Raw genomic sequence first — 20,648 nt, forward strand, 5'->3', positions numbered from 1 at the left:
ACGACATGAGCAAGCGGCCCAACCGGTACGACGAGACCGGCGATCTGCGTACCACCAGTGCCCGTTGGCGGGCGCGGCGGCTCAACCTGCCCAGTCCGCTGTGGGGTTCCAACGGGGTCGCGTTCGGCCCCGACGGTCGGCTGTACGTGGCGCAGTTCCTCGCCGGGCAGATCAGCGCCGTCGACCCGGCCACCGGGGACGTCGACGTCGTCGTCCCGATGGACAGCCCGGTGCAGTCGCCGGACGACCTCGCCTTCGGCGCCGACGGCTCGATGTACATAGCCGACCTGGTGCCCGGCCGGGTGTGGAGACGGACCCCGGCGGGGGAGTACAGCCTCGTCACCGACGACGTGACGAACCCCAACGGCATCACCTGTATCGGGGACCGGCTCTTCATCAACGAGATGAAGCCCAACGGCCGTCTGATGGAGCTGTTCCCGGACGGTGGCGACCCGGTGGTGCTCACCGAGGGCCTGGCCCTCGGCAACGCGATGCAGCGCGGCCCGGACGGCCACCTCTACTACCCGCACATGATCACCGGGCAGGTCTGGCGCATCCCGCCGGACGGCGGCACGCCCGAGGTGGTCGCCGAGGACGTGCACGAGCCGGTCGCGGTCCGTTTCGACCAGGGCGGTGTCCTGCACGTCGTCTCCCGGGGCGTCGAGGGCATCGTCACCCGCATCGACCTGCACGGCAGCGGTACCCGCACGCTCGTCACCAGCGGTCTGAAGGGGCTGGACAACGCGGCGTTCGACGCCGAGAACCGCATGTTCGTCTCCAGCTATGCCAGTGGCGGCGTCACCGAGCTGCACCCCGACGGCCGCACCCGCGAGATCGTGCGCCGCGGCCTCGACGGCCCCTACGGCGTGACGGTCGACCTCGGCGGTACGGTCTACGCCGCCGACCACTACCGGCTGGCGAGCCCGGCGGCCACCGACGAGGGCGAGCCGGTCGGCACGTCCGTGGAGACCGGGCCCGGCGGTGTGCGGACCCACCTCCTGCTGCCCTTCGCCCACGGCATCACCGCCGACGGTGAACTGCTGCACTACACCTCGCAGTTCGGCATGGTGCAGACGTACGACACCGCGAGTGCGGCGGTCCGGGAGCGGGCACGGGGGCTGAACCGCCCCATCGGCATCGCGGTCGGGCCGGACGGTTCGCTCGTGGTCGCCGAGACGGGAGCGGGCCGGGTCGTGGCCATCGGGGACGAAGGCGGTGCCCGTACCGATGCCGATTCCGGCACCGGTACGGGCACCGCCGCCACCGCCGCCACCGTGACCGTGCTCGCCGAAGGCCTCGACCGGCCCACGGACGTGGCCTTCGACGCGGAGGGCCGTCTCTACGTCAGCGAGGAGCGGCTCGGGACGGTGCTCCGGATCGACACGGACGGCCGGACGGCCCTCGTCGTGGGCGGGCTGGGCGCACCCCAGGGCCTGGCGGTCCTGGGCGAGGAGCTGTTCGTGGTGGAGACCGGGCCGCGCAGGCTTCGCGCGGTCTCCCTCACCACGGGGGAGCGGCGGATCGACGCGGAGGACCTGCCGGTCGGGCCGCCCCCGGGTGTCGTCCCCCGCACCGAACCGGCGCTGTTCGCGGACATCATGCCCGGTATGGCCCGCCGCTTCGCGGGCCTCGCCGCCGCCCCGGACGGCACCCTCCTGCTGTCGGCCAACGGTGAGGGCACCGTGCTGCGGCTGACGCCGAGGACGGGGGCTCAGCCGGAGCGGTAGAGCGCCGTCAGCAGTTCGATGGCGGCCGGGGTGGCGGGATGCGGGTCGTCCCGCCACCAGGCGAGCCGTACGGCGATCGGCTCGGCGTCGCGCACCGGCCGGTAGACGACGCCGGGCCGCCGGTACTGGTTGGCGGTGGACTCCGCCGTCACGCCGATGGCACGGCCCGTCGCGATCGTGGTGAGCCACTCGTCGACGTCGTGCGTCTCCTCGGTCGCCGGACGGGCGTCGGGCGGCCACAGGTCGGTGGTGGTCGTGCCGGTCCGGCGGTCGACCAGCAGGGTGTGTCTGCTCAGGTCGGCGAGCCGCACCGACCGGCGGCGGGCCAGCGGATCGTCGCTCGCCATCGCGCACAGCCGCCGTTCCAGGCCCACGATCGCCGAGTCGAACCGGCGGTCGTCCACCGCCCACCGGACCACCGCGAGATCGCAGGAGCCCTCCGCCAGCCCGGCGGTCGGGGAGTTGGCCCGCACGAACTGCAGATCCGTCGCCGGGTGCGCGGCACCCCAGCGGCGCTGGAACGCGGGTGTGTGCCGGCCCAGCGCCGACCAGGCGTAACCGATCCGCAGCCGCACCCGGCCCGAGGTCGCCTCCCGCACCAGGTCGTCCACCTCGCCGAGCACCCGTCGTGCGTGCGACACCACCCGCAGTCCGGTCGGTGTGGGCGTCACCTCGCGGGAGTTCCGCCGCAACAGCCGTACGCCCAGGGCCCGTTCGAGCGAGGCCAGGGTGCGGGACACCGCCGCCTGGGAGACGCCGAGCGCGATGGCCGCGTCGGTGAAGGTGCCCTCCTCGACGATCGCGACCAGACAGCGCAGCTGTCGCAGCTCCACATCCCTGACGGCCGGGGCCGGACCGGCACCCCGCTGCGGCCTCGTGTCATCCATGACTCCAGCGTATGGATCGGGACGCGGATGCATTTTGGGCATCGGTCGCCCGGGCGCACGATCGGCCCATGGACACCACCGCGGCCTCCGCCCCCGACTCCTCCGGTACGGTCCCCGCATCCCCCGCCCCCGCCCCCACCTCCGTCTCGGCTCCGGCCCCCGTTCCCGGGTCGGGTGGGGCCCGCCTGGCCGGGGTCCTCACCATGGTCGGCTGCGGGGTGTCCAACCAGGTCGGGGCCGCGCTGGGTTCACTGGCCTTCCCGGTGCTCGGGCCCGCCGGGGTCGTCGCGGTACGGCAGTACGTCGCCGCGATCGTCCTCGTGGCCGTCGCCCGGCCCCGGCTGCGGTCCTTCACCGCGCGGCAGTGGTGGCCGGTGGTGCTGCTGGCACTGGTCTTCGGGACGATGAACCTGTCGCTGTACACGGCCATCGACCGCATCGGTCTCGGGCTCGCGGTGACCCTGGAGTTCCTCGGCCCGCTCGCCATCGCCCTGGCCGGCTCGCGCCGCCGGGTGGACGCGTGCTGCGCGCTGATCGCCGCCCTCGGCGTGGTCACCCTGATGCGTCCGCAGCCCTCCGCCGACCACCTCGGCATGGGGCTCGGCCTTCTCGCCGCCGTCTGCTGGGCGTCGTACATCCTCCTCAACCGCACGGTCGGCCGCCGTATCCCCGGCGCGCAGGGTTCGGCCGCCGCCGCCGGGCTCTCCGCCCTGGCCTTCCTGCCGGTCGGCATCGTCGTGGTCGTCCGGCAGCCGCCGACCGCCGGGGCCGTCGGCTACGCGATCGCCGCCGGCGTCCTCGCCTCGGCCGTGCCGTACCTCGCGGACGTGTTCACCCTGCGCCGCGTGCCCGCCCAGGTCTTCGGGCTCTTCATGAGCGTCAACCCCGTCCTGGCCGCCCTGGCCGGCTGGATCATGCTCGGGCAGGGCCTCGGGTGGATCGAGTGGGCCGCGATCGGCGCGGTGGTCGCGGCGAACGCGCTGAGCATGCTCGTACCCCGCCGCTGACGCACCTGGGGGAGAGGGCCGGGGGTGGATCCACTCTGTGTCGGGGTTCATGGACACTTGCTCATTTCTTGACAGGTGTCCATTATCTTGGTCATGAAGCAGGAACCCACCGAGTCGACGACGCCCCCGCCGCGCATGGACCGCAGAGTCCGCCGCTCCCGCTCCGCGTTGATGCGGGCGGCGATCGCCCTGGTCACCGAGCGGGGCACGACGGCCGTGCCGGTGTCGGAGATCGCCGAGGCCGCGGATGTGAGCCGACAGGTGCTGTACCAGCAGTTCGGCGACCGTGACGGGCTGCTGCTCAGGGCCGCGCTCGACCTCGCCCGGCGCGAACTGATCGAGGGCCCCGCGTACGACTCGGCGGACATGACCGACCGGGCCGGGGTTCTGGCCATGGCACGGCACTTCGCGGAGCACCGCGGCTTCTACCGCGCGATGTTCACCGGGTCCTGCGCGTTCGACCTGAACAGGGCGCTGACCGAACTGATCATCCCGGCCAACCGGGAGGTCGTACGCCACAGACACGGCACCGACCTCGCCCCCGAGCTGGTCGACGACCTCGCGACGTTCCTCACCGGCGGCGCCTCCGCAGTCGTCAACACCTGGGTCGTGGCGGGCGAAGAGCCGCTCGACCCCGAGGAGTTCACCGACCGGCTCATGCGGATGGTGCCCGTGGTCGCCACCGCGCTGGGCCGGTCCACCACACCCGCACCGAACCAGGAGCAACGCCGGTGAACCTGAGCAGCCACCTCATCCAACGCGCACTGAAACTGCCGCCGCCGCTCACCCGGGACCTCGTCGTCGAGCGGGACCTGCGGGTGCCGATGCCCGACGGGGCCGACCTGCTCGCCGACCGCTGGGCGCCGCGCACCGGCGCCGAGGGCCTGCCGACCGCGCTGATCCGCTGCCCGTACGGCAGGCGGGGCGCGATCGCCCTCGGGGCGGTCCGACCGCTGGCCGAGCGCGGATACCAGGTGCTGATCCAGAGCACCCGCGGCGGCTTCGGCTCCGGTGGCACCCCCGACCACATGCGGCAGGAGCGTGCGGACGGCCTGGCCACCCTGGACTGGCTCGTCGAGCAGCCGTGGGCCGGTGACGCGATCGTGCTGATCGGCACCAGCTACATGGGCTATGTGCAGTGGGCGGTGGCCGACCGGGTGCCGCCGCAGGTCAAGGCGATGATCCCGCACATGACGGAGTCGGCGCTGACCCTGGAGTTCCTGCGCCGGGACGGGATGTCGCTGCAGACGCCGTTCGGCTGGGGCGCGATGATCGCCAAGCAGGAACGCCCGTTCGCGATGGTCCGCCAGCCCTTCGAGCTGAAGGGCATCCGCCGCGCCCTCGACACCCTGCCCCTGGCCGACGCCGATCTCGCGGCCCTCGGGCACCGCTCCCCGTACATCCAGGACATCCTCGCCCATGACGCCGACGACCCGCGCTGGGCGGGCCTCGACCACCGGGACCGGGTCGCCGACGTGACCGTCCCGGTCAGCTCGATCGGCGGCTGGTACGACATCTTCCTGCCCGGCCAGATACGGGACTTCACGGCTCTCCAAGCGGCGGGCCGCGAGGCCCGGCTGACCATCGGGCCCTGGACGCACACCTCGCTCGACAACACCCTCACGCGCGAGGCCGTCGAGTTCGGCCTCGCCCACGCGCGCGGCGAACAGCCCCCGGAGCGCGCCCCGGTACGGCTGTACGTGACGGGGGAGGAGGCCTGGCGGGACTTCGCGTCCTGGCCGCCGAAGGGATACGAGGAGCAGCGCTTCCACCTCCACCCCGGTGGCGCCCTGGCCGTCGAGGCCTCGACGCGGCCGGCAGCCGACACGTACCGCTACGACCCGGCGGACCCCACCCCGTCCGTCGGCGGGGTGGCCATGCCGCCCGGCGCCGGGCGCGTGGACAACACCGCGCTGGAGGCCCGACCGGACGTGCTCACCTACACCGGCCCCGTGCTGGAGGAGGACGTCGAGATCGTCGGCGAGGTGAGCGCCGAGATCTGGTTCCGCTCCAGCCTGCCGTACGCCGATGTCTTCGTCCGGCTCTGCGAGGTCGACGCCAGGGGCCGCTCCGTCAACGTCTGCGACGGACTGACCAGCCTCACCGGCGCCGACGAACTCCGCCGCGCCACCGTCCGGTTGTGGCCGACCGCCCACCGCTTCCGGCGCGGCCGGCGCATCCGCGTCCAGATCTCCAGCGGTGCCTTCCCGCGCTACGCCCGCAACCCGGGCACGGGCGAGCCCCTCGCCACCGCCACCACCCTCCGCGCGGCCGACCAGAGCGTCCACCACGGCCCGGAGCAGCCCTCGGCCGTGCTTCTCCCGGTGCGCGTGACCCTGTGAACAGCGTGAACCCTGTGAGAACAAAATTGTTGACAATTCTGTCGCCATAGATTTACGTTCGACAGGCACTCACTCAGGGAGGGCACCATGCAGGAGGAAGCCCGTCCGGGCACCGGAGAGCGGGCCAGACAGCTCGCGCTGGCGAAGCTGCGGCAGGCGATCCTGGACGGCGAGATGGCACCGGCTCAGCGGCTGGTGGAGAACGAACTCGCCGAGCAGTTCGGTGTGACGCGGGCCAGCATCCGCGCGGCACTGATCGATCTGGAGGCCGAAGGGCTGGTCGAGCGGATCCGCAACCGGGGCTCGCGGGTGCGGGTGGTGACCGTGGAGGAAGCGGTCGCCATCAGCGAGTGCCGCATGGTCCTGGAAGGGCTGTGCGCGGCGAAGGCGGCCACGGTGGCCACCGACGACCAGCTCGCCGAACTGGCCGACATCGGCACGGCGATGACCAAGGCCGTGGCCGACGGCGAACCGGTGACGTACTCCGAGCTGAACCAGCGACTGCACGCCCGTATCCGGGAGATCTCCGGTCAGCAGGTGGCGGTGGAGCTGCTGGAACGGCTCAACGCCCAGCTGGTGCGCCACCGATTCCGGCTCGCGCTGCGGCCGGGACGGCCCCAGCACTCCCTGGGCGAACACCTGGCCATGATCGAGACGATCACGGCGAGGGATCCGCGGGCGGCCGAGGAGGCCGTCCGCGCCCACCTCACGAGCGTGATCACCGCGTTGCGCGAATAGCCGCGCAGCGCACGACGCTCAGGGGTGGGCGGACAGGCCTGTCCATCACGGCGAGTGAGCCGAAGGGGCGTGCCTGTGTCGAGACGGGGAACGCGCGGAGGCCCGAAGTGGGCGAGCACGATCGCCGCCTCGGCACAGGATTCGGCGCCCGGAGGCGAACAGAGCCTCAAGAGGGAGTGAGCTGACACATGGCCGACGGCACGGCATCCGCCGCCGCCCCACCTCGATCGACACTCGTCATCACCGCCCACGCGGGGGACTTCGTGTGGAGGGCCGGCGGTGCCATCGCCCTGGCGGCCTCGCGTGGCGAGAAGGTCACCGTCGCCTGCCTGACCTTCGGGGAGCGCGGGGAGTCCGCGAAGGCCTGGCGCGAGGGGCGGAAGCTCGGCGAGATCAAGGCGATCCGCCGGGAGGAGGCCGAGAAGGCCGCCGACGCCCTCGGCGCAGGGATCGTCTTCTTCGACGCCGGCGACTACCCCCTGCTCGGCACCCCCGAACTGACCGACCGGCTGGTCGCCGTCTACCGCGCGACCCAGCCGGACGTCGTCCTCACCCACCCGCTGGAGGATCCCTACAACGGGGACCACCCGGCCGCCGCCCGCATGGCCCTGGACGCCCGCGTACTCGCGCAGGCCATCGGCTACCCCGCCGAGGGCGAGATCATCGGTGCCCCGCCCGTGTTCTTCTTCGAGCCGCACCAGCCCGAGATGTGCGGCTTCCGGCCCGAGGTCCTCCTCGACATCACCGACGTCTGGGAGACCAAGCGCAAGGCCATGGAGTGCCTGGGAGCCCAGCGGCACCTGTGGGACTACTACACCGACCTCGCCGTACGCCGTGGCGTCCAGCTCAAGCGCAACGCGGGGCCCAACCTGGGCCTCGCCCACAAGACGATGGCCGAGGCGTACATGCGCCCCTACCCGCAGGTCACGGAGGTGCTGGACTGATGGGCGGCGTGATCGTCACCAACCCGCCGAAGGCGGACGCCGAGGATGTCGAGGCGATCGGCCGGTACGGGGTCGCCACCGTCCACGAGGCGATGGGCCGCACCGGCCTGCTCGGGACCCATCTCCGCCCCGTCCAGCAGGACACCCGGATCGTCGGCACCGCCGTCACGGTCCTGTCCTGGCCCGGCGACAACCTCATGATCCACGCCGCCGTCGAGCAGTGCGGCGAGGGCGACATCCTCGTCGTCACCACCACCTCGCCCTCCACCGACGGCATGTTCGGCGAACTGTTCGCCACCGCGCTCAGGCGGCGGGGCGTACGTGGCCTGGTCATCGACGCGGGCATCCGCGACACCTCCGAACTGCGCGCGATGGACTTCCCCGCCTGGGCCGCGGCCGTCAGCGCGCAGGGCACCGTCAAGGCCACCGGCGGCTCCGTCAACGTCCCCGTGGCCATCGGTGGCCAGGTCGTCCGTCCCGGCGACGTGATCCTCGCCGACGACGACGGCGTGGTCGTCGTCCCCCGGGAGAAGGCCCGGCGTACGGCCGAGGCGTCCGAGGCCCGCGAACGGAAGGAGGCCGCCTCCCGTGCCGCCTTCCTCGACGGCCAACTCGGCTTGGACCGCTACGGGTTGCGCGAGACCCTCGTACGGCTCGGGGTGACGTACCGGTCCTACGAGGAGTACACGGGCGAGGAGACGGACTCGTGAGGCCGTACGCGATGTACGCAGGCGAGCGCGGCCGAGCCGGGAAGCCGCACGGGGAGCACGTCGGCGCGGAGGCCCGGCCGTGACCGGGTGGCCCGACGGGATCCGCTGCATGCTCATGCGCGGCGGCACCTCCAAGGGCGCCTACTTCCTCGCCGAGGACCTGCCCGCCGACCCGGCCGACCGTGACGGCCTGCTGCTGCGGGTCATGGGCGGCCCCGATCCGCGCCAGATCGACGGACTGGGCGGCGCCCACCCCCTGACCAGCAAGGTGGCCGTGGTGTCCGCCTCGGCCGATCCCGGGGCCGACGTCGACTACCTCTTCCTCCAGGTCGGCGTCGACCTACCGGAGGTGAGCGACCGTCAGAACTGCGGCAACCTGCTCGCCGGAGTCGGTCCGTTCGCCGTCGAACGCGGACTGGTGCGCGTCGGCGAGCCGGACACGTCCGTACGGATCCGCATGCTGAACAGCGGTGGCCTCGCCGTCGCCACCTTCCCCACCCCCGGCGGCCGGATCGCGGTCACCGGGGACGCCGGGATCTCGGGGGTGCCGGGGACGGCAGCGCCGGTGGTGATCGAGTTCCCGTCGGGCGGCACCCCGCTGCTGCCCACCGGCAACGCCCGTGACGTCGTCGCCGGCACCGAGGTGACCTGCGTGGACAACGGCATGCCGACCGTCCTGATCCCCGCCGCCGCGCTGAACGTCACCGGCCACGAGACCCCCAAGGACCTGGAGGAGGACCTCGCGCTCGCCGACCGGCTGCGCGGGATCAGGCTGGCGGCGGGCCCGCTGATGGGCCTCGGCGACGTCGAGCACACCACCGTGCCCAAACTCAGCCTGCTCGCCCCGCCGCAGGACGGCGGCGCGGTCGCCACCCGCACGTTCATCCCGGTGCGCTGTCACACCTCGATCGGCGTACTCGGTGCCGCGAGCGTGGCCGCCGGACTGTGCGTGAAGGGCGGAGTCGGCGACGGCCTGGCCCAACTCCCGCCCTCCGGTGACCGGTTGCGCATCGAGCACCCCACCGGCTTCCTCGACATCGAGACCCACGTGGCATACGGCCCCGGCGGCAGCCCCTCGGTGAGCCGCACCGCCGTCGTCCGCACCGCCCGCAAGATCTTCGACGGCACGGTCTTCCCCCGGCCCGCCGACCCCGTCTGCCGCCCCTAAGGAGTCACCGATGACCCCGCCGCTCGGCGACATCGCCCACCTCGGGCACGTCGAACTGCTCACCCCCGACCTCGACCGCAGCCTCTGGTTCTTCACCGAGATCCTGGGCCTCACCGAGAACGGCCGCTCCGGGGGCTCCGTCTACCTGCGGACCTGGGACGACTACGAGCACCACAGCCTCACCCTCACCGCCCACTCCACCAACGGCATCCGCCGCACCGCCCTGCGGGCGTCCGGTGAGGAGGCCCTGCGACGCCGGGTCGAGGAGCTGGAGAGCACCGGGCGCGCGGGCCGCTGGGTCGAGGACGAACCCGGGATCGGCCCGCTCTACGTCACCACCGACCCCGACGGGCACGAGGTCGCCCTGTACTGGGAGAGCGAGTGGTACGAGGCGCCGGCCGACCTCAGGCCGGGGCTGAAGAACCAGCCCCAGGCCAAACCCGGCCACGGCGTCGGCGTACGCCGCCTCGACCACGTCAACTATCTCGCCTCCGACGTCGGCGCCAACGCCGCGTTCACCCGCGAGGTGCTCGGCGCCCGCCCCACCGAACAGATCGTCCTCGACACCGGGAAGGTCGCCGCCCAGTGGCTGACCTTCACCAACAAGTCGTACGACGTCGTCCACACCGAGGACTGGACCGGCTCACGCGGCCGTCTGCACCACATCGCGTTCGCCACCGACACCCGCGAGGACATCCTGCGAGCCGCCGATCTCTGCCTCGACCAGGGCGTGTTCATCGAGACCGGCCCGCACAAGCACGCCATCCAGCAGACGTTCTTCCTGTACGTCTACGAGCCGGGCGGCAACCGCATCGAGCTGTGCAACCCACTCACCCGGCTCGTCCTCGCCCCCGACTGGCCGCTCGTCACCTGGACCCAGGCGGAGCGTGCCAAGGGCCAGGCATGGGGCCTGCGGACCATCGAGTCGTTCCACACCCACGGCACACCGCCGGTCGGCTGAGAGGGCGCGCGAGTCCCCGTCCCCGACAGGCTGAACACCCCGTGGAGGGCCGGCCGGCGGTCACGGACCGGCCCTGCGCGGGGACGGCGCCGCCCTACGACACCCCCTGCTCGAACGCCCGTCGCACCTGCTCCGCGATCAGCGGGTACACCTCGCGTGCCCTGGCCTCGTCCTGGGTGTCGTAACCGTGGTCGGCGCCGGTGACGTCGTGGTGGCCGACCAGCGATCCGGCCGTGCGGAGGCGGTCGGCGTAGGCCACGCCCTCGGCCTTGAGGAGGTCGTACTCGGCGGTGACGACGAAGGCCGGCGCGATGCCCTTCAGGCCGGCGGTGTCCGAGGGATGCGCGGGCGAGGCCAGACGGTCGCCCCGCTGCTTCGGGTCCGGGATGTACGCGCTGTCGAAGACGTCCGCCATCCACGGACGCAGCAACGGCTTGGCGATCGCGGCCCGCTTGTCGCGGGCGGCGGTGGCGAGGTCGAGCGGCGGATAGTGCAGGACCTGGAGGGCGATCGACGGGCCGCCCTCCTCCAGCGCCTGGCGGGCCACCGCCGCCGCGAGGCCGCCGCCCGCGCTCTGGCCGCCCACGGAGAGCCGCTCGCCGTCCCAGCCGTGCTCGCCCCCGTGCTCGGCGACCCACCGGACGATCTCGAACGCCTGCCGGGGCGGCGCGGGGAACGGGTGCTGCGGGGCGACCACGTAGTCCACGTTGAGCACGGCCACACCCGCCTCGACGGCTAGGCACCGGCACAGTGAGTCGTCCAGCTCGATCTGCGGCATGACGTAGCCGCCGCCGTGGAAGTTGACGTGGACCGGCGGGGGAGGGGTGCCCTCGGCGTCGGCGGGCAGGTACAGCACGGCGCGGGCCGGGCCGAACGAGGTCGGTACCGTCAACTCGCGCGTGGTGCAGGCGTATTCGGGGAGGCGGGCGTGCCATGCGGCCGTGGAGCCGGGCCCACCGGCCCGCCTGCTCGCCAGCGCTGCGAGCCGTTGCATCGCCTTGGCCGCGAAGGCGGCCACCGCCGGGCGGGCGAGAAGGGACATGAGGGCTCCGTTCGGTCGCGGGGGCTACTCGGGCGATGAACTTACTTGAGTTAGGCAACAAGATGGTAAAGTAGATCCCATGTCCCCCTCACCGCTACCCTCCGACCCCGCTTCCCCGGAAGTGATCGAGATCGAGCGAGCCCTCACCCGCATCACCTACCTCAGCACCCGGGCCCGGGCGCACGAGCGTCTGATGAGCCTGGCCGGGGTGCCGCTGGACCGTGCCGCCGTCGCCCTGCTGCGCCAGATCGCCGACTCCGAGCCGCTGCGTCCGGGGGAGCTGGCCAACCGCCTCGGTGTCGAGGCCTCGCACGTCACCCGCCAGGTCCAGCAGCTCCAGAAGGCCGGCTACGTCACCCGCGTACCCGATCCGGACGACCGCCGAGCCCAGCGCATCGAGCTGACGGCGGTCGGCGAGCAGGCCATAGGCCGCATTCGCGAGGCCGGTGTCCGTGGAATGCAGATGGCGCTGTCCGAGTGGTCGCCCGAGGAACTCCAGCAGCTCGCGGGACTCTTCCACCGGATGGTCGACGACTTTCTCGCCCACGCGAACGACCTCGTGGAGCAGGAGCCGACGGGTGCGGCACGGGTCGACTGACCCTTTCGGGGTGTGGTGTTCGGCTGCGGGCGGGTGGGCCTTCTCTCGCCCCCGCCACTCCCCCGGGGGAGGCCCGAGCCTCACGCGGAGTAGCCGAGCTGCTTCCGTATGTACGGCGTCATCAGCGTCTTCGCCTTCGCCAGCGTGGACGTGCGCGCGCCGAGCACGGCCGTCTCGCCGCCCGGCACGGGCAGGAGGGTGATTCCGTCGGCCGGACCGAGGGGCACGATCAGCGGGGTCCGCCGGATCGGCCGGTACAGGCGCGGTTCCTTGCGGTGCCTGCCCGAACTCCCCAGATAGGCGCGGATGTTGTGGGCGGCGATGTCCGCCTGGGCGAACGCGACGGGGGAGACCTTCAGCTCGCTGACGTCGTTCACGTCACCTACCGCGAACACGTCGAGCCGCCCGTCGACCCGCAGCATCCGGTCGACCTTGACGTGCCCGGCGGCGTTGAGCCAGTCCCCGTGCCCGGCCAGCCGCAGCCAGAGGGTGTTCGGCGTGGTGCCGTTGGCCCAGAAGGAGAGGTCCGCCTCGATGAGGTTGCCCCGCCCGTCCCGGTAGGTGCCGAAGTCGGGCCCGGGGGAGACGAACGAGTCGAGCCGTACCCGCACGTCGTGCGACTCCAGCCAGGCCAGGGCCCGCCGCCCGGCCCACTTGCTGCCGGTGGAGCTGAGCAGCTCGGGCCCGGCGTGCGCGAGGGTGACCCGCGCGTCCGGCCGGGCCAGCCGGATCTCGGCGGTGAGTTCCACGCCGCCCGGCCCGCCGCCGACGATCAGGACGTGCTCGGCGGCGGCCACGCTCTCCTGGTGCACGGCGAACGTCTTGCCCGCCTCCTCGGTGGTGGTGCCCAGGAAGCGGGCCGGCTCCGGATAGTCCGCGCCGGTCGCTATCACCACCACGTCGTACGGCAGCCGCTCACCCGTGGCGAGCTTCACCTGCCGCTCGGCGGTGTCGATGCCGACCGCCTTGCCCACCACGACACGGCCGTTGCGCAGCAGCCGGTCGTACGGGATGAAGGGCGTCGTCGTCCATGCCTCGTGCACGCCGGCGCGCAGCGCGGCGATGCGGTGGAAGAAGACCTCCTTGCGGTCCACAAGGGTGACCCGTGCGACCTCGTCCAGCTGCCTGGCGAGGCGGATGCCCCCGTATCCGCCGCCGATCACGATTATTTCGCCGTCAAGCACGCCCGTTCTCCTGTGCTGTGTGGGGGGAGAGATGTCGAGCGTAACGTTTGAAACTTAAAGCTACTGGCGGAGTTTGTGGTTGTTGTGTGAAGCGACGACGGACGACACGAGTCATCTGCTGCCTAGGCTGGTGCCGTGACCGACAACGACCGGCCCCTCGCCGTATTCGACCTGGACAACACCCTCGCCGACACCGCGCACCGGCAGCGGTTCCTGGAGCGGAAGCCGCGCGCCTGGGACGCGTTCTTCGCCGCCGCCCCGCACGATCCGCCGCTGGCCGAGGGCGTCGCGCTGGCGCGGGAGAGCGCGCAGGAGTGTGAGGTCGTGTACCTGACCGGGCGGCCCGAGCGCTGCCGCCGCGACACCGTCGACTGGCTCGCCGCGCACGGGCTGCCCGAAGGGCGGATCTGGATGCGCCGCGACAACGACCGCAGGCCCGCCCGCCGCACCAAGCTGGAGATCCTCCGCGATCTCGCCAGAACCCGTGAGATCCGCGTCCTCGTGGACGACGACGAACTGGTCTGCGAGGACGCGGAGCGGGCGGGCTTCACGGTCGTACGGGCGCGCTGGGCCGTCGGCTCCAGCGCTCTGAAGGTGGCGCAGGAGCGGGAGGGACGGACCTGAGCGCCCGCCGGGGCCGCTCGGTCAGTCGGTGTCGTCGTCCAGGCGGAAGCCGACCTTGAGGCCGACCTGGTAGTGCGCGATCTGCCCGTTCTCGATATGCCCCCTGACCTGCGTCACCTCGAACCAGTCCAGGTTGCGCAGGGTCTGGGAGGCGCGGGCGACGCCGTTGCGGATGGCGTGGTCGACGCTCTCGCCCGAACTGCCGACGATCTCGGTGACCCGGTAAACGTGGTCGGTCATGCGGGTTCTCCTTGTCGCGTGCTCCGCCGTGGCCGGTGCGCCACACGTCACTCCACGGTGCCTCAGAGTGCGCGGGTCCGCGAGACGTCGGATGGGATCGCCCCCGCCTCCCCTACCCGTCCCATCTCCAGGGGCTGCGCCCCTTCGACCCCGAGGGGGGTGGGTTGTCGGGTGCGGGTCCGGTGGGGCTTCTCGCGCAGTTCCCCGCGCCCCTGAAAAAGCAGGGGCTGCGCCCGTGCTTTTTCGGCCCGCGAGGGCCGTGGGCCCTCCAGGGGCGCGGGGAACTGCACGAGCAGCCCCCACCGGACCCGCGGATGGGGGTCGCAGGGGCGCAGCCCCTGGGGGGTGGGAACGGGTAGGGGCGGCGGGGGCGAGGAAGCCGCTACGCCGCGCGGCTCAACGACAGCGCGAAGCGGCCCTCCCTGTCCGTCCACCAGTGGGCCAACTCCAGCCCGCAGGACGCCAGCTCGGACCGAATGCCACCCTTCCTGAACTTCGCCGACACCTCCGTGCGCAACTCCTCCCCGGCCGCGAAGTCGACCGCCAGGTCAAGCGCGGGGACCTTCACCGTCTGGGCCCTACGGGACCGCAGCCGCATCTCGATCCACTCGCACTCGGCGTTCCAGAGGGCGACATGCTCGAAGGCGTCGGCGTCGAAGTCCGCCCCCAACTCCCGGTCGACCACGTTCAGCACGTTCTTGTTGAACTCGGCCGTCACCCCGGCCGCGTCGTCGTACGCGGCGACCAGCACCGCCGCGTCCTTGACCAGGTCCGTGCCCAGCAGCAGCGCGTCACCGGGCGTCAGCAGCGCACGGACGGCGGCCAGGAACGCGGCCCGCTCCACGGGCACCAGGTTGCCGATCGTGCCGCCCAGGAACGCCACCAGGCGTGGCCCCGGAGTATCGGGCAGTTCGAGCCCGGCGGTGAAGTCGGCGATCAGGGCGTGCACGTTCAGTCCCGGCCGCTCGGAGATCAGCGCCTCGCCCGCCTGCCGCAGCGCGCTCTCGCTGACGTCGACCGGCACGTACGTGTGCAGGCCGGGCATCGCGTCCAGCAGGTGCCGGGTCTTGTCGGACGAGCCGGATCCCAGCTCGACCAGGGTGCGCGCACCGCTCGCCGCGGCGATCTCGCCCGCCCGGTCGACCAGGATCTCGCGCTCGGCACGGGTCGGGTAGTACTCGGGCAACTCGGTGATCTGCTCGAACAGTTCGCTGCCGCGCGCGTCGTAGAACCACTTGGGCGGCAGTGTCTTCGGGGTGCGGGTCAGACCGTCCAGGACGTCGGCGCGCAGGGCGGCGTCCGTGGCGTCCTCGGGCAGGGTGCGGGTGAGAAGGAACGGGCTCACGCAGGGGGCTCCTTCGGAAGGACGGGTGGGGAGTCGTCGTTCGGGCGGGTGGGCACCTCCGGCTCCATGAGTCGGGTGGGTGCCTCCAGCTCCTTGAGCGGGGTGAGCAGGACGTCCGTCCGGCTCGCCGCGAGCAGCGTGCGGTCCGGGACCTCCACCCAGTGCGGATCGTCGTCGTACGGCTCGGACGCCACGACCGTGCCGCGGCCGGGCTCGGCGAGATACCAGAGCGTGTCGCCCCAGGCCGTCGCGGCGATCGTCTCGCCGTCGGTGAGCAGCAGATTGAGGCGTGAGCCGGGGGCCGCCCGGGCGACCTCCAGGACGGTGTCGGCCAGCGCCTGGCCCTCCGTGTCGCCGGCCCGCAGCCGGTTCAGGACCATGGCCCACACGAGCGCCGAGTCGTTGCGGGCCTCCATCGACAGCACCTCGACGGCGGGCAGTCCGGCGGCGAGCGGCGCCAGGGACCGGGGCCATCCGGCGACCGCCCCGTTGTGGCTGAACAGCCAGGGTCCGGCCGTGAACGGCGCCGCAGCGGCCTCGTCGTCCGCGCCCGGCACCGTCGCGTCCCGTACTGCGGCCAGCAGCGCCCCGGTGCGGATCACCCGGGCGAGGTCCGCGAAGGACTGGTCGCCCCAGATCGGCCCGGCCCGCCGGTACCGCCCCGGCACCGGGTCGCCCTCCGCGTACCAACCGACCCCGAAACCATCGGCGTTGACCGTCCCGTACCGCTGCCGCCGGGGTGCCCACGACTGGCGGAACAGACTGTGCGGCGGGTCCACCAGGGCCCTGCCCAGCGGCAGATCGGGCCCGAGATAGGCGATATGACGGCACATCAGACGACCTCCCGGGAGGCGTCCCGCGCCGTGCGGAATCCGCTGAAGATCTGCCGCCGGATCGGATAGTCCCAGTTGCGGAACGTTCCCCGGCACGCCACCTGGTCCACGGCGAACGCACCACCGCGCAGCACCTTGTACTCGGGGCCGAAGAACACCTCCGAGTACTCCTTGTACGGGAACGCGGTGAAACCCGGGTAGGGCAGGAAGTCGCTCGACGTCCACTCCCACACGTCACCGATCAACTGCCGTACGCCCAGCGGCGACTCGCCCGCCCGGTAACTGCCGGCCGGTGCCGGACGCAGATGCCGCTGCCCGAGGTTGGCGTGCTCGGGCGTCGGGTCGGCGTCGCCCCACGGGTAGCGGGCCGAGCGGCCGGTGACGGGGTCGTGCCGGGCCGCCTTCTCCCACTCGGCCTCGGTGGGCAGCCGGCGCCCCGCCCAGCGGGCGTACGCGTCCGCCTCGTACCAGCACACGTGCAGCACCGGCTCGTCGGCCGGTACGACCTCGGTGACGCCGAACCGCCGCCGCAGCCACTGCCGGCCGTCGCGCCGCCAGAACAGCGGCGCGTGGATGCCGTGCGCACGGATGTGGTCCCAGCCCTCGGCCGTCCACCAGCGTTCGTCGTCGTAGCCGCCGTCCGCGATGAACGCCTGGTACGCGCCGTTCGTCACCGGCGTGGTGTCGATGTGGAACGGCGGGACGATCCGCCGGTGCGCGGGCCGCTCGTTGTCCAGCGCCCACGGCTCGGTCGAGGTGCCCATCGTGAACTCCCCGCCGGGCACGAGGACTTCGGCAGGGCCCGTGAACAAGGGGACGGGCTCGGGATCCGGCGCCGACAGCACGGCGGGGCCCCGGCGGAGCTGATGGGTGATCAGCATCGTCTCGTCGTGCTGCTGTTCGTGCTGGGCGATCATGCCGAAGGCGAACCCCGCGTCGGTGAGCCGGGTGCCGTGGAAGGCGGTGCTCTCCAGCACGTCAAGGGCCCGGCCGCGCACCTCGTGCAGATACTGCCGGGCCTCCTCGGGAGCCAGCAGCGGCAGCGAGGGCCGCGCGGCCCTCGGATGCTCGAAGGCGTCGTACAGTCCGTCGATCTCGGGCCGCATCGCCTCCCGCCCGGCGACGTTGCGCAGCAGCCACAGCTCCTCCTGGTTGCCGATGTGGGCGAGGTCCCACACCAGCGGGGACATCAGAGGCGAGTGCTGCGCGGTGAGGTCGGACTCGTCGACTGCGGTCGTCAGGAGCGCGGTGCGGGCCCGGGCGGTGGTCAGCGCGGCCAGCGCGCGCTCCCGGAGTATGTGAGGGTCGGCGTCGGTCATCGGGGCCGGCGTCCGGGATGCGGTCATGCGGGGATGTCCTTCCCGTGGAACAGGTCGAGCACGTCGTCGGCGGGGCAGCGGCCCCGGGCCACATAGCGGTCGGTGTACGCCGCGACCGCGTCCCGCACCTCGGAACTCGCGCCGAGCCGGGGCAGCGCCTCGGCCGCCGCGGCGAAGCAGACGGCCGCCGCTTCCCGCAGTTCGGGATCGGCCAGGCCGTCACGCGTGGCCGCGTCCCACAGCGGATTGCGCGGTGGCGGCTGCGAACCCGCCCGCTCCGCGAGGGGCTTGACCGTCCTGTACGCGATCTCGGCGGCCTCCGGGTCCTCGAACAGCGCCGTCGTCACCGCGAGCGGCACGATCCATCCGTCCTCGCCGGGCTGCGCGTCGATCATGCGGAGCTCCAGGTGGCCACGCGGGCGCACCGGCGGGAACAGGGTCGTCAGGTGGTAGTCGAGGTCGGCGCGGCTCGGCGGGGTGTCGGATCTGGTCCACTCCCGGAACGTCATCGCTCCGGGCACACCCCAGGGCCCCTCGTCCGCCCGTACGCACATCACGGGCGCGTCCAGTACCAGCCGCGCCCACGCCGCGCGCGGGTCGCCGTCCAGCGCCGGGGCGTCGGTGCGCGCCGGGTCCATCCCCGCCCACAGTGCCTGCCGGGTCGAACGCCAGCCGGTGACCCGGCCGCGTGCCAGCGGAGAGTGCGCGAACGCGGCCACCAGGACCGCGCCCAGCTGGTGCGCCAGCCACCAGCGCCGCCGGTGGCCGAGGGTGCCCGGTTCCTCGTACCCGGCGTCGAGACACACCTGCACCGAGGCGGAGGAGCACATCATGGACCGCCCCTCGGGTCCGAAGCGGTCGAGATAGATCTCCATCGCGTCGTACCGGGGCTCGTGGAGATAGCGGGTCGGGGGGTTCCAGGGTTCGTGGCCGAAGCCGCTGATGCCGAGATCCGCCTCGCGCAGTGTGGCGCGTACGGCGGTGAGGTCGGCCGAGACGGACCCGACGCACTCCATCAGGGAGGCGGCCGGTGCCGAGCTGAGCTCCAGCTGGCCGCCGGGCTCGACGGTCAGGGGTGAGTTCAGGGTCAGGGTCCGCAGTGCGGCGTAGGCCGCTTCGAGTCGTGCGGGTGTTGCCGGGAGCCGCGGATCACGCAGCTCGTGGACGTGCCATTCCAGTTCGACACCGAGGGTGCGGGGTGGACCGGTCTTGAAGCAGATGCCCCGTACCAGGGCTTCCACCTCCGCCTCGGTGACCACGGAGCGTTGCTCCGTACAGCCACTCAGCGAATCTGACATGTCGGGATCCTCCTGAGATGCCAATCTCGTCGGTCAAGCCGCCGGTCCGTTCCCGATGGGGTCGGACCGGCGGCGCTCGTCCCACCCAAAACCCTCACGCCGCTTTCGCACAAGGGGGCACATCGTGGCAATGCGGATCGACGATCTCCGTTTCCGGGACCTTCAGGCACCCCTTCCCGCTCCCGTACGAACCATTCACACGAGGAAACTCCGTTGCGGTCACTCACCAGCATCGCCCAGGATGCGCCCATGAGCACGACGGGGGAGAACGCTGCGCCGGCGGTGCGCACGGGGGTGGCGCCATGAGCGCACGCCTACGCGCAATCGCACGCGAGACCGAGAGGATCGTCGAGGCCGGGCGCTATCGCGCGCCCGCCGGCCACGAGGTGTCCATCGCGGCCCAGGTGGCGGCCGCCCGGGCCGGCACCCGCCTGTACGGCCCGGACCCGGTGGACACACCGCAGGCCGGTGCGGTGAAGGCGGTCATCGAGGTCACCGGTGAGAGCAGCCTGGAAGCCGCCCACCGCCTGACGGCCACGGCGGCCCCCGTGGCCGTCCTCAACTTCTCCTCCGCCCGAAACCCGGGCGGCGGCTATCTGAACGGCGCCCAGGCCCAGGAGGAAGCCCTCTGCCGGGCCTCCGCGCTCTACACCTGCGTCCGCGAGGCCCCCGCCTTCTACGACCACCACCGCACCCACCGCGACCCGTTCTACACGGACCGTGTCATCCACTCACCCGCCGTGCCCGTCTTCCGGGACGACCGCGGTGCCCTCCTCGACACCCCGTACACCACCGGCTTTTTGACCTCCGCGGCCCCGAACGCCTCGGTCGTCCGACGTACGACACCGGAGCGCGCCCCCGAGCTCCCCGGAGCCCTGGCCGTACGTGCGGAACGCGTCCTGGAGACGGCGGCGGCGAACGGCTACCACCGACTGGTCCTGGGCGCCTGGGGCTGCGGGGTGTTCGGCAACGACCCGACCCAGGTGGCGGCCGCCTTCCGCACGCTGCTCACGGCCGGTGGACGATTCGAGGGAGTCTTCGAGCACGTGGTGTTCGGAATCCTGGACCGCACGAAGGGCACGGCGATCCGGAGCGCCTTCGAGCGAGAGTTCGCCACAACCGCGCCCTCTCAGGGGCGCGGGGAACCGCGCGATCAGCCACGGACGACCCGCAGTCGGCCTACGAGCTAACGCCACCCGTACCGTTCCCGCAACCGGTGCACGACGGCGTTGAACCGCATCCGGTCCAACGCGCACGCCTCCCGCCGCATCCCCGCCTCATGCAGCCGCAGCACCCGGTCCACATCCACCCAGGAATCCCGGCCCGACCGATCCCACGGCCCACTCCCGATCGGCACCCACTCCCGGTCCCCGTCATGCCGCTTGCTGGACAACTGCACGGCGAGCAACGTCCCCCCGGCCTCCCGGGCCACCACGAGCACCGGCCGGTCCTTCCCCCGCCCGTCGTTCTCCTCGAACGGCACCCACGTCCAGACGATCTCCCCGGGATCGGGATCCCCGTCGTGCGCGGGCGAGTACTCGGTACGCACCCGCCCTACATCACGGGGATCGGCTTCGGCGGTGGCGGTGGGCCCGTAGCGCCCTGGAACATCTTGCCCGGCAAAGGAAGTCACAGCCGACACGCTAACCCGCGCCCCGTAAGGGGCGCGGGTTAGCGTCGA

21 protein-coding genes are annotated in these 20,648 nt (G+C 72.4%); 12 read left to right on the plus strand and 9 right to left on the minus strand.

Annotated features, from left to right (window positions below; translation table 11 throughout):
* Window positions 1-5 precede the first annotated feature (5 nt).
* Window positions 6-1,727, plus strand: coding sequence for a hypothetical protein (locus OG858_RS39355; RefSeq protein WP_328543959.1), 1,722 nt, complete (start codon window positions 6-8; stop codon window positions 1,725-1,727).
* Here OG858_RS39355 and OG858_RS39360 read toward each other — a convergent pair.
* Window positions 1,712-2,614: a LysR family transcriptional regulator gene (locus OG858_RS39360; RefSeq protein WP_328543958.1), complete on the minus strand. Its 903-nt coding sequence runs from the start codon at window positions 2,612-2,614 to the stop codon at window positions 1,712-1,714. The genes OG858_RS39355 and OG858_RS39360 overlap by 16 nt on opposite strands.
* 68 nt (window positions 2,615-2,682) lie before the next feature.
* On the opposite strand from OG858_RS39360, the gene OG858_RS39365 reads away from it, so the two are divergent.
* From OG858_RS39365 to OG858_RS39400, 8 genes are all read left to right on the plus strand, one after another.
* Window positions 2,683-3,621, plus strand: a complete 939-nt coding sequence (locus OG858_RS39365; RefSeq protein WP_319065712.1) for an EamA family transporter — start codon at window positions 2,683-2,685, stop codon at window positions 3,619-3,621.
* 93 nt (window positions 3,622-3,714) lie between these two features.
* On the plus strand, window positions 3,715-4,356 hold the full coding sequence (locus tag OG858_RS39370) for a TetR/AcrR family transcriptional regulator (RefSeq protein WP_319065711.1): 642 nt from the start codon (window positions 3,715-3,717) through the stop codon (window positions 4,354-4,356).
* The gene (locus tag OG858_RS39375) at window positions 4,353-5,963 is read left to right on the plus strand and encodes a CocE/NonD family hydrolase (RefSeq protein WP_319065710.1); all 1,611 of its coding nucleotides are present in this window, start codon (window positions 4,353-4,355) and stop codon (window positions 5,961-5,963) included. Before OG858_RS39370 ends, OG858_RS39375 begins: the two co-directional genes overlap by 4 nt.
* A gap of 87 nt (window positions 5,964-6,050) precedes the next feature.
* Window positions 6,051-6,701: a GntR family transcriptional regulator gene (locus OG858_RS39380; protein ID WP_086754465.1), complete on the plus strand. Its 651-nt coding sequence runs from the start codon at window positions 6,051-6,053 to the stop codon at window positions 6,699-6,701.
* Between the two features lie 188 nt (window positions 6,702-6,889).
* Window positions 6,890-7,645: a PIG-L deacetylase family protein gene (locus tag OG858_RS39385; RefSeq protein ID WP_319264252.1), complete on the plus strand. Its 756-nt coding sequence runs from the start codon at window positions 6,890-6,892 to the stop codon at window positions 7,643-7,645.
* Window positions 7,645-8,355 carry a 4-carboxy-4-hydroxy-2-oxoadipate aldolase/oxaloacetate decarboxylase gene (locus OG858_RS39390; RefSeq protein ID WP_319065708.1) on the plus strand — a complete coding sequence of 237 codons (711 nt, stop codon included), beginning with the start codon at window positions 7,645-7,647 and terminating at the stop codon, window positions 8,353-8,355. The genes OG858_RS39385 and OG858_RS39390 overlap by 1 nt, the downstream gene beginning before the upstream one ends.
* A 79-nt stretch (window positions 8,356-8,434) precedes the next feature.
* Window positions 8,435-9,523: a 4-oxalomesaconate tautomerase gene (locus OG858_RS39395; RefSeq protein WP_086750564.1), complete on the plus strand. Its 1,089-nt coding sequence runs from the start codon at window positions 8,435-8,437 to the stop codon at window positions 9,521-9,523.
* 10 nt (window positions 9,524-9,533) lie between these two features.
* On the plus strand, window positions 9,534-10,484 hold the full coding sequence (locus OG858_RS39400) for a catechol 2,3-dioxygenase (protein WP_086750565.1): 951 nt from the start codon (window positions 9,534-9,536) through the stop codon (window positions 10,482-10,484).
* Window positions 10,485-10,578: 94 nt separating this feature from the next.
* Here OG858_RS39400 and OG858_RS39405 read toward each other — a convergent pair whose 3' ends face one another.
* On the minus strand, window positions 10,579-11,526 hold the full coding sequence (locus tag OG858_RS39405; protein ID WP_327748001.1) for an alpha/beta hydrolase: 948 nt from the start codon (window positions 11,524-11,526) through the stop codon (window positions 10,579-10,581).
* A 79-nt stretch (window positions 11,527-11,605) separates the two neighbouring features.
* Between OG858_RS39405 and OG858_RS39410 the strand changes: the two genes are divergently transcribed.
* Window positions 11,606-12,124: a MarR family winged helix-turn-helix transcriptional regulator gene (locus OG858_RS39410; RefSeq protein ID WP_319065707.1), complete on the plus strand. Its 519-nt coding sequence runs from the start codon at window positions 11,606-11,608 to the stop codon at window positions 12,122-12,124.
* 80 nt (window positions 12,125-12,204) lie between these two features.
* On the opposite strand, the gene OG858_RS39415 is transcribed toward OG858_RS39410, so the two are convergent.
* Window positions 12,205-13,308 carry an NAD(P)/FAD-dependent oxidoreductase gene (locus tag OG858_RS39415; RefSeq protein ID WP_086750568.1) on the minus strand — a complete coding sequence of 368 codons (1,104 nt, stop codon included), beginning with the start codon at window positions 13,306-13,308 and terminating at the stop codon, window positions 12,205-12,207.
* 135 nt (window positions 13,309-13,443) lie between these two features.
* On the opposite strand from OG858_RS39415, the gene OG858_RS39420 reads away from it, so the two are divergent.
* Window positions 13,444-13,932 (plus strand): phosphatase domain-containing protein, encoded by a 489-nt coding sequence (locus OG858_RS39420; RefSeq protein WP_037698914.1) that lies wholly within the window; start codon window positions 13,444-13,446, stop codon window positions 13,930-13,932.
* Between the two features lie 21 nt (window positions 13,933-13,953).
* Here OG858_RS39420 and OG858_RS39425 read toward each other — a convergent pair whose 3' ends face one another.
* From OG858_RS39425 to egtA, 5 genes are all read right to left on the minus strand, one after another.
* Window positions 13,954-14,172, minus strand: a complete 219-nt coding sequence (locus OG858_RS39425) for a dodecin (protein WP_037698916.1) — start codon at window positions 14,170-14,172, stop codon at window positions 13,954-13,956.
* Window positions 14,173-14,554: 382 nt separating this feature from the next.
* Entirely contained in the window at window positions 14,555-15,517 is a 963-nt protein-coding gene (egtD, locus tag OG858_RS39430) for an L-histidine N(alpha)-methyltransferase (protein ID WP_086750186.1), read from the minus strand.
* Complete coding sequence (gene egtC, locus OG858_RS39435; protein ID WP_086750187.1) at window positions 15,514-16,350, minus strand: ergothioneine biosynthesis protein EgtC; 837 nt, start codon at window positions 16,348-16,350, stop codon at window positions 15,514-15,516. The genes egtD and egtC overlap by 4 nt, the downstream gene beginning before the upstream one ends.
* Window positions 16,350-17,696 (minus strand): ergothioneine biosynthesis protein EgtB, encoded by a 1,347-nt coding sequence (gene egtB / locus OG858_RS39440; RefSeq protein ID WP_328543957.1) that lies wholly within the window; start codon window positions 17,694-17,696, stop codon window positions 16,350-16,352. The genes egtC and egtB overlap by 1 nt, the downstream gene beginning before the upstream one ends.
* Entirely contained in the window at window positions 17,693-18,967 is a 1,275-nt protein-coding gene (egtA, locus tag OG858_RS39445) for an ergothioneine biosynthesis glutamate--cysteine ligase EgtA (RefSeq protein WP_328543956.1), read from the minus strand. The genes egtB and egtA overlap by 4 nt, the downstream gene beginning before the upstream one ends.
* A gap of 302 nt (window positions 18,968-19,269) precedes the next feature.
* Here egtA and OG858_RS39450 point away from each other — a divergent pair, with 302 nt between their 5' ends.
* Window positions 19,270-20,157 (plus strand): TIGR02452 family protein, encoded by an 888-nt coding sequence (locus OG858_RS39450; protein WP_328543955.1) that lies wholly within the window; start codon window positions 19,270-19,272, stop codon window positions 20,155-20,157.
* Here OG858_RS39450 and OG858_RS39455 read toward each other — a convergent pair.
* Window positions 20,154-20,600 (minus strand): type II toxin-antitoxin system PemK/MazF family toxin, encoded by a 447-nt coding sequence (locus tag OG858_RS39455; protein ID WP_086750190.1) that lies wholly within the window; start codon window positions 20,598-20,600, stop codon window positions 20,154-20,156. The two genes, OG858_RS39450 and OG858_RS39455, sit on opposite strands and share 4 nt — an antisense overlap.
* Window positions 20,601-20,648 lie beyond the last annotated feature (48 nt).

Source organism: Streptomyces europaeiscabiei (genome assembly GCF_036346855.1).
GTDB lineage: Bacteria > Actinomycetota > Actinomycetes > Streptomycetales > Streptomycetaceae > Streptomyces > Streptomyces europaeiscabiei.

Bases quoted from the DNA above. Each gene is read 5' to 3' on its own strand.
- OG858_RS39400 (WP_086750565.1), top strand. From the start codon at position 9,534: ATGACCCCGCCGCTCGGCGACATCGCCCACCTCGGGCACGTCGAACTG.
- OG858_RS39390 (WP_319065708.1), top strand. From the start codon at position 7,645: ATGGGCGGCGTGATCGTCACCAACCCGCCGAAGGCGGACGCCGAGGAT.
- OG858_RS39405 (WP_327748001.1), bottom strand. From the start codon at position 11,526: ATGTCCCTTCTCGCCCGCCCGGCGGTGGCCGCCTTCGCGGCCAAGGCG.
- egtB (WP_328543957.1), bottom strand. From the start codon at position 17,696: ATGACCGCATCCCGGACGCCGGCCCCGATGACCGACGCCGACCCTCAC.
- OG858_RS39380 (WP_086754465.1), top strand. From the start codon at position 6,051: ATGCAGGAGGAAGCCCGTCCGGGCACCGGAGAGCGGGCCAGACAGCTC.
- OG858_RS39425 (WP_037698916.1), bottom strand. From the start codon at position 14,172: ATGACCGACCACGTTTACCGGGTCACCGAGATCGTCGGCAGTTCGGGC.
- egtA (WP_328543956.1), bottom strand. From the start codon at position 18,967: ATGTCAGATTCGCTGAGTGGCTGTACGGAGCAACGCTCCGTGGTCACC.
- OG858_RS39450 (WP_328543955.1), top strand. From the start codon at position 19,270: ATGAGCGCACGCCTACGCGCAATCGCACGCGAGACCGAGAGGATCGTC.
- OG858_RS39410 (WP_319065707.1), top strand. From the start codon at position 11,606: ATGTCCCCCTCACCGCTACCCTCCGACCCCGCTTCCCCGGAAGTGATC.
- OG858_RS39370 (WP_319065711.1), top strand. From the start codon at position 3,715: ATGAAGCAGGAACCCACCGAGTCGACGACGCCCCCGCCGCGCATGGAC.
- OG858_RS39355 (WP_328543959.1), top strand. From the start codon at position 6: ATGAGCAAGCGGCCCAACCGGTACGACGAGACCGGCGATCTGCGTACC.
- OG858_RS39365 (WP_319065712.1), top strand. From the start codon at position 2,683: ATGGACACCACCGCGGCCTCCGCCCCCGACTCCTCCGGTACGGTCCCC.
- OG858_RS39385 (WP_319264252.1), top strand. From the start codon at position 6,890: ATGGCCGACGGCACGGCATCCGCCGCCGCCCCACCTCGATCGACACTC.
- egtC (WP_086750187.1), bottom strand. From the start codon at position 16,350: ATGTGCCGTCATATCGCCTATCTCGGGCCCGATCTGCCGCTGGGCAGG.
- OG858_RS39360 (WP_328543958.1), bottom strand. From the start codon at position 2,614: ATGGATGACACGAGGCCGCAGCGGGGTGCCGGTCCGGCCCCGGCCGTC.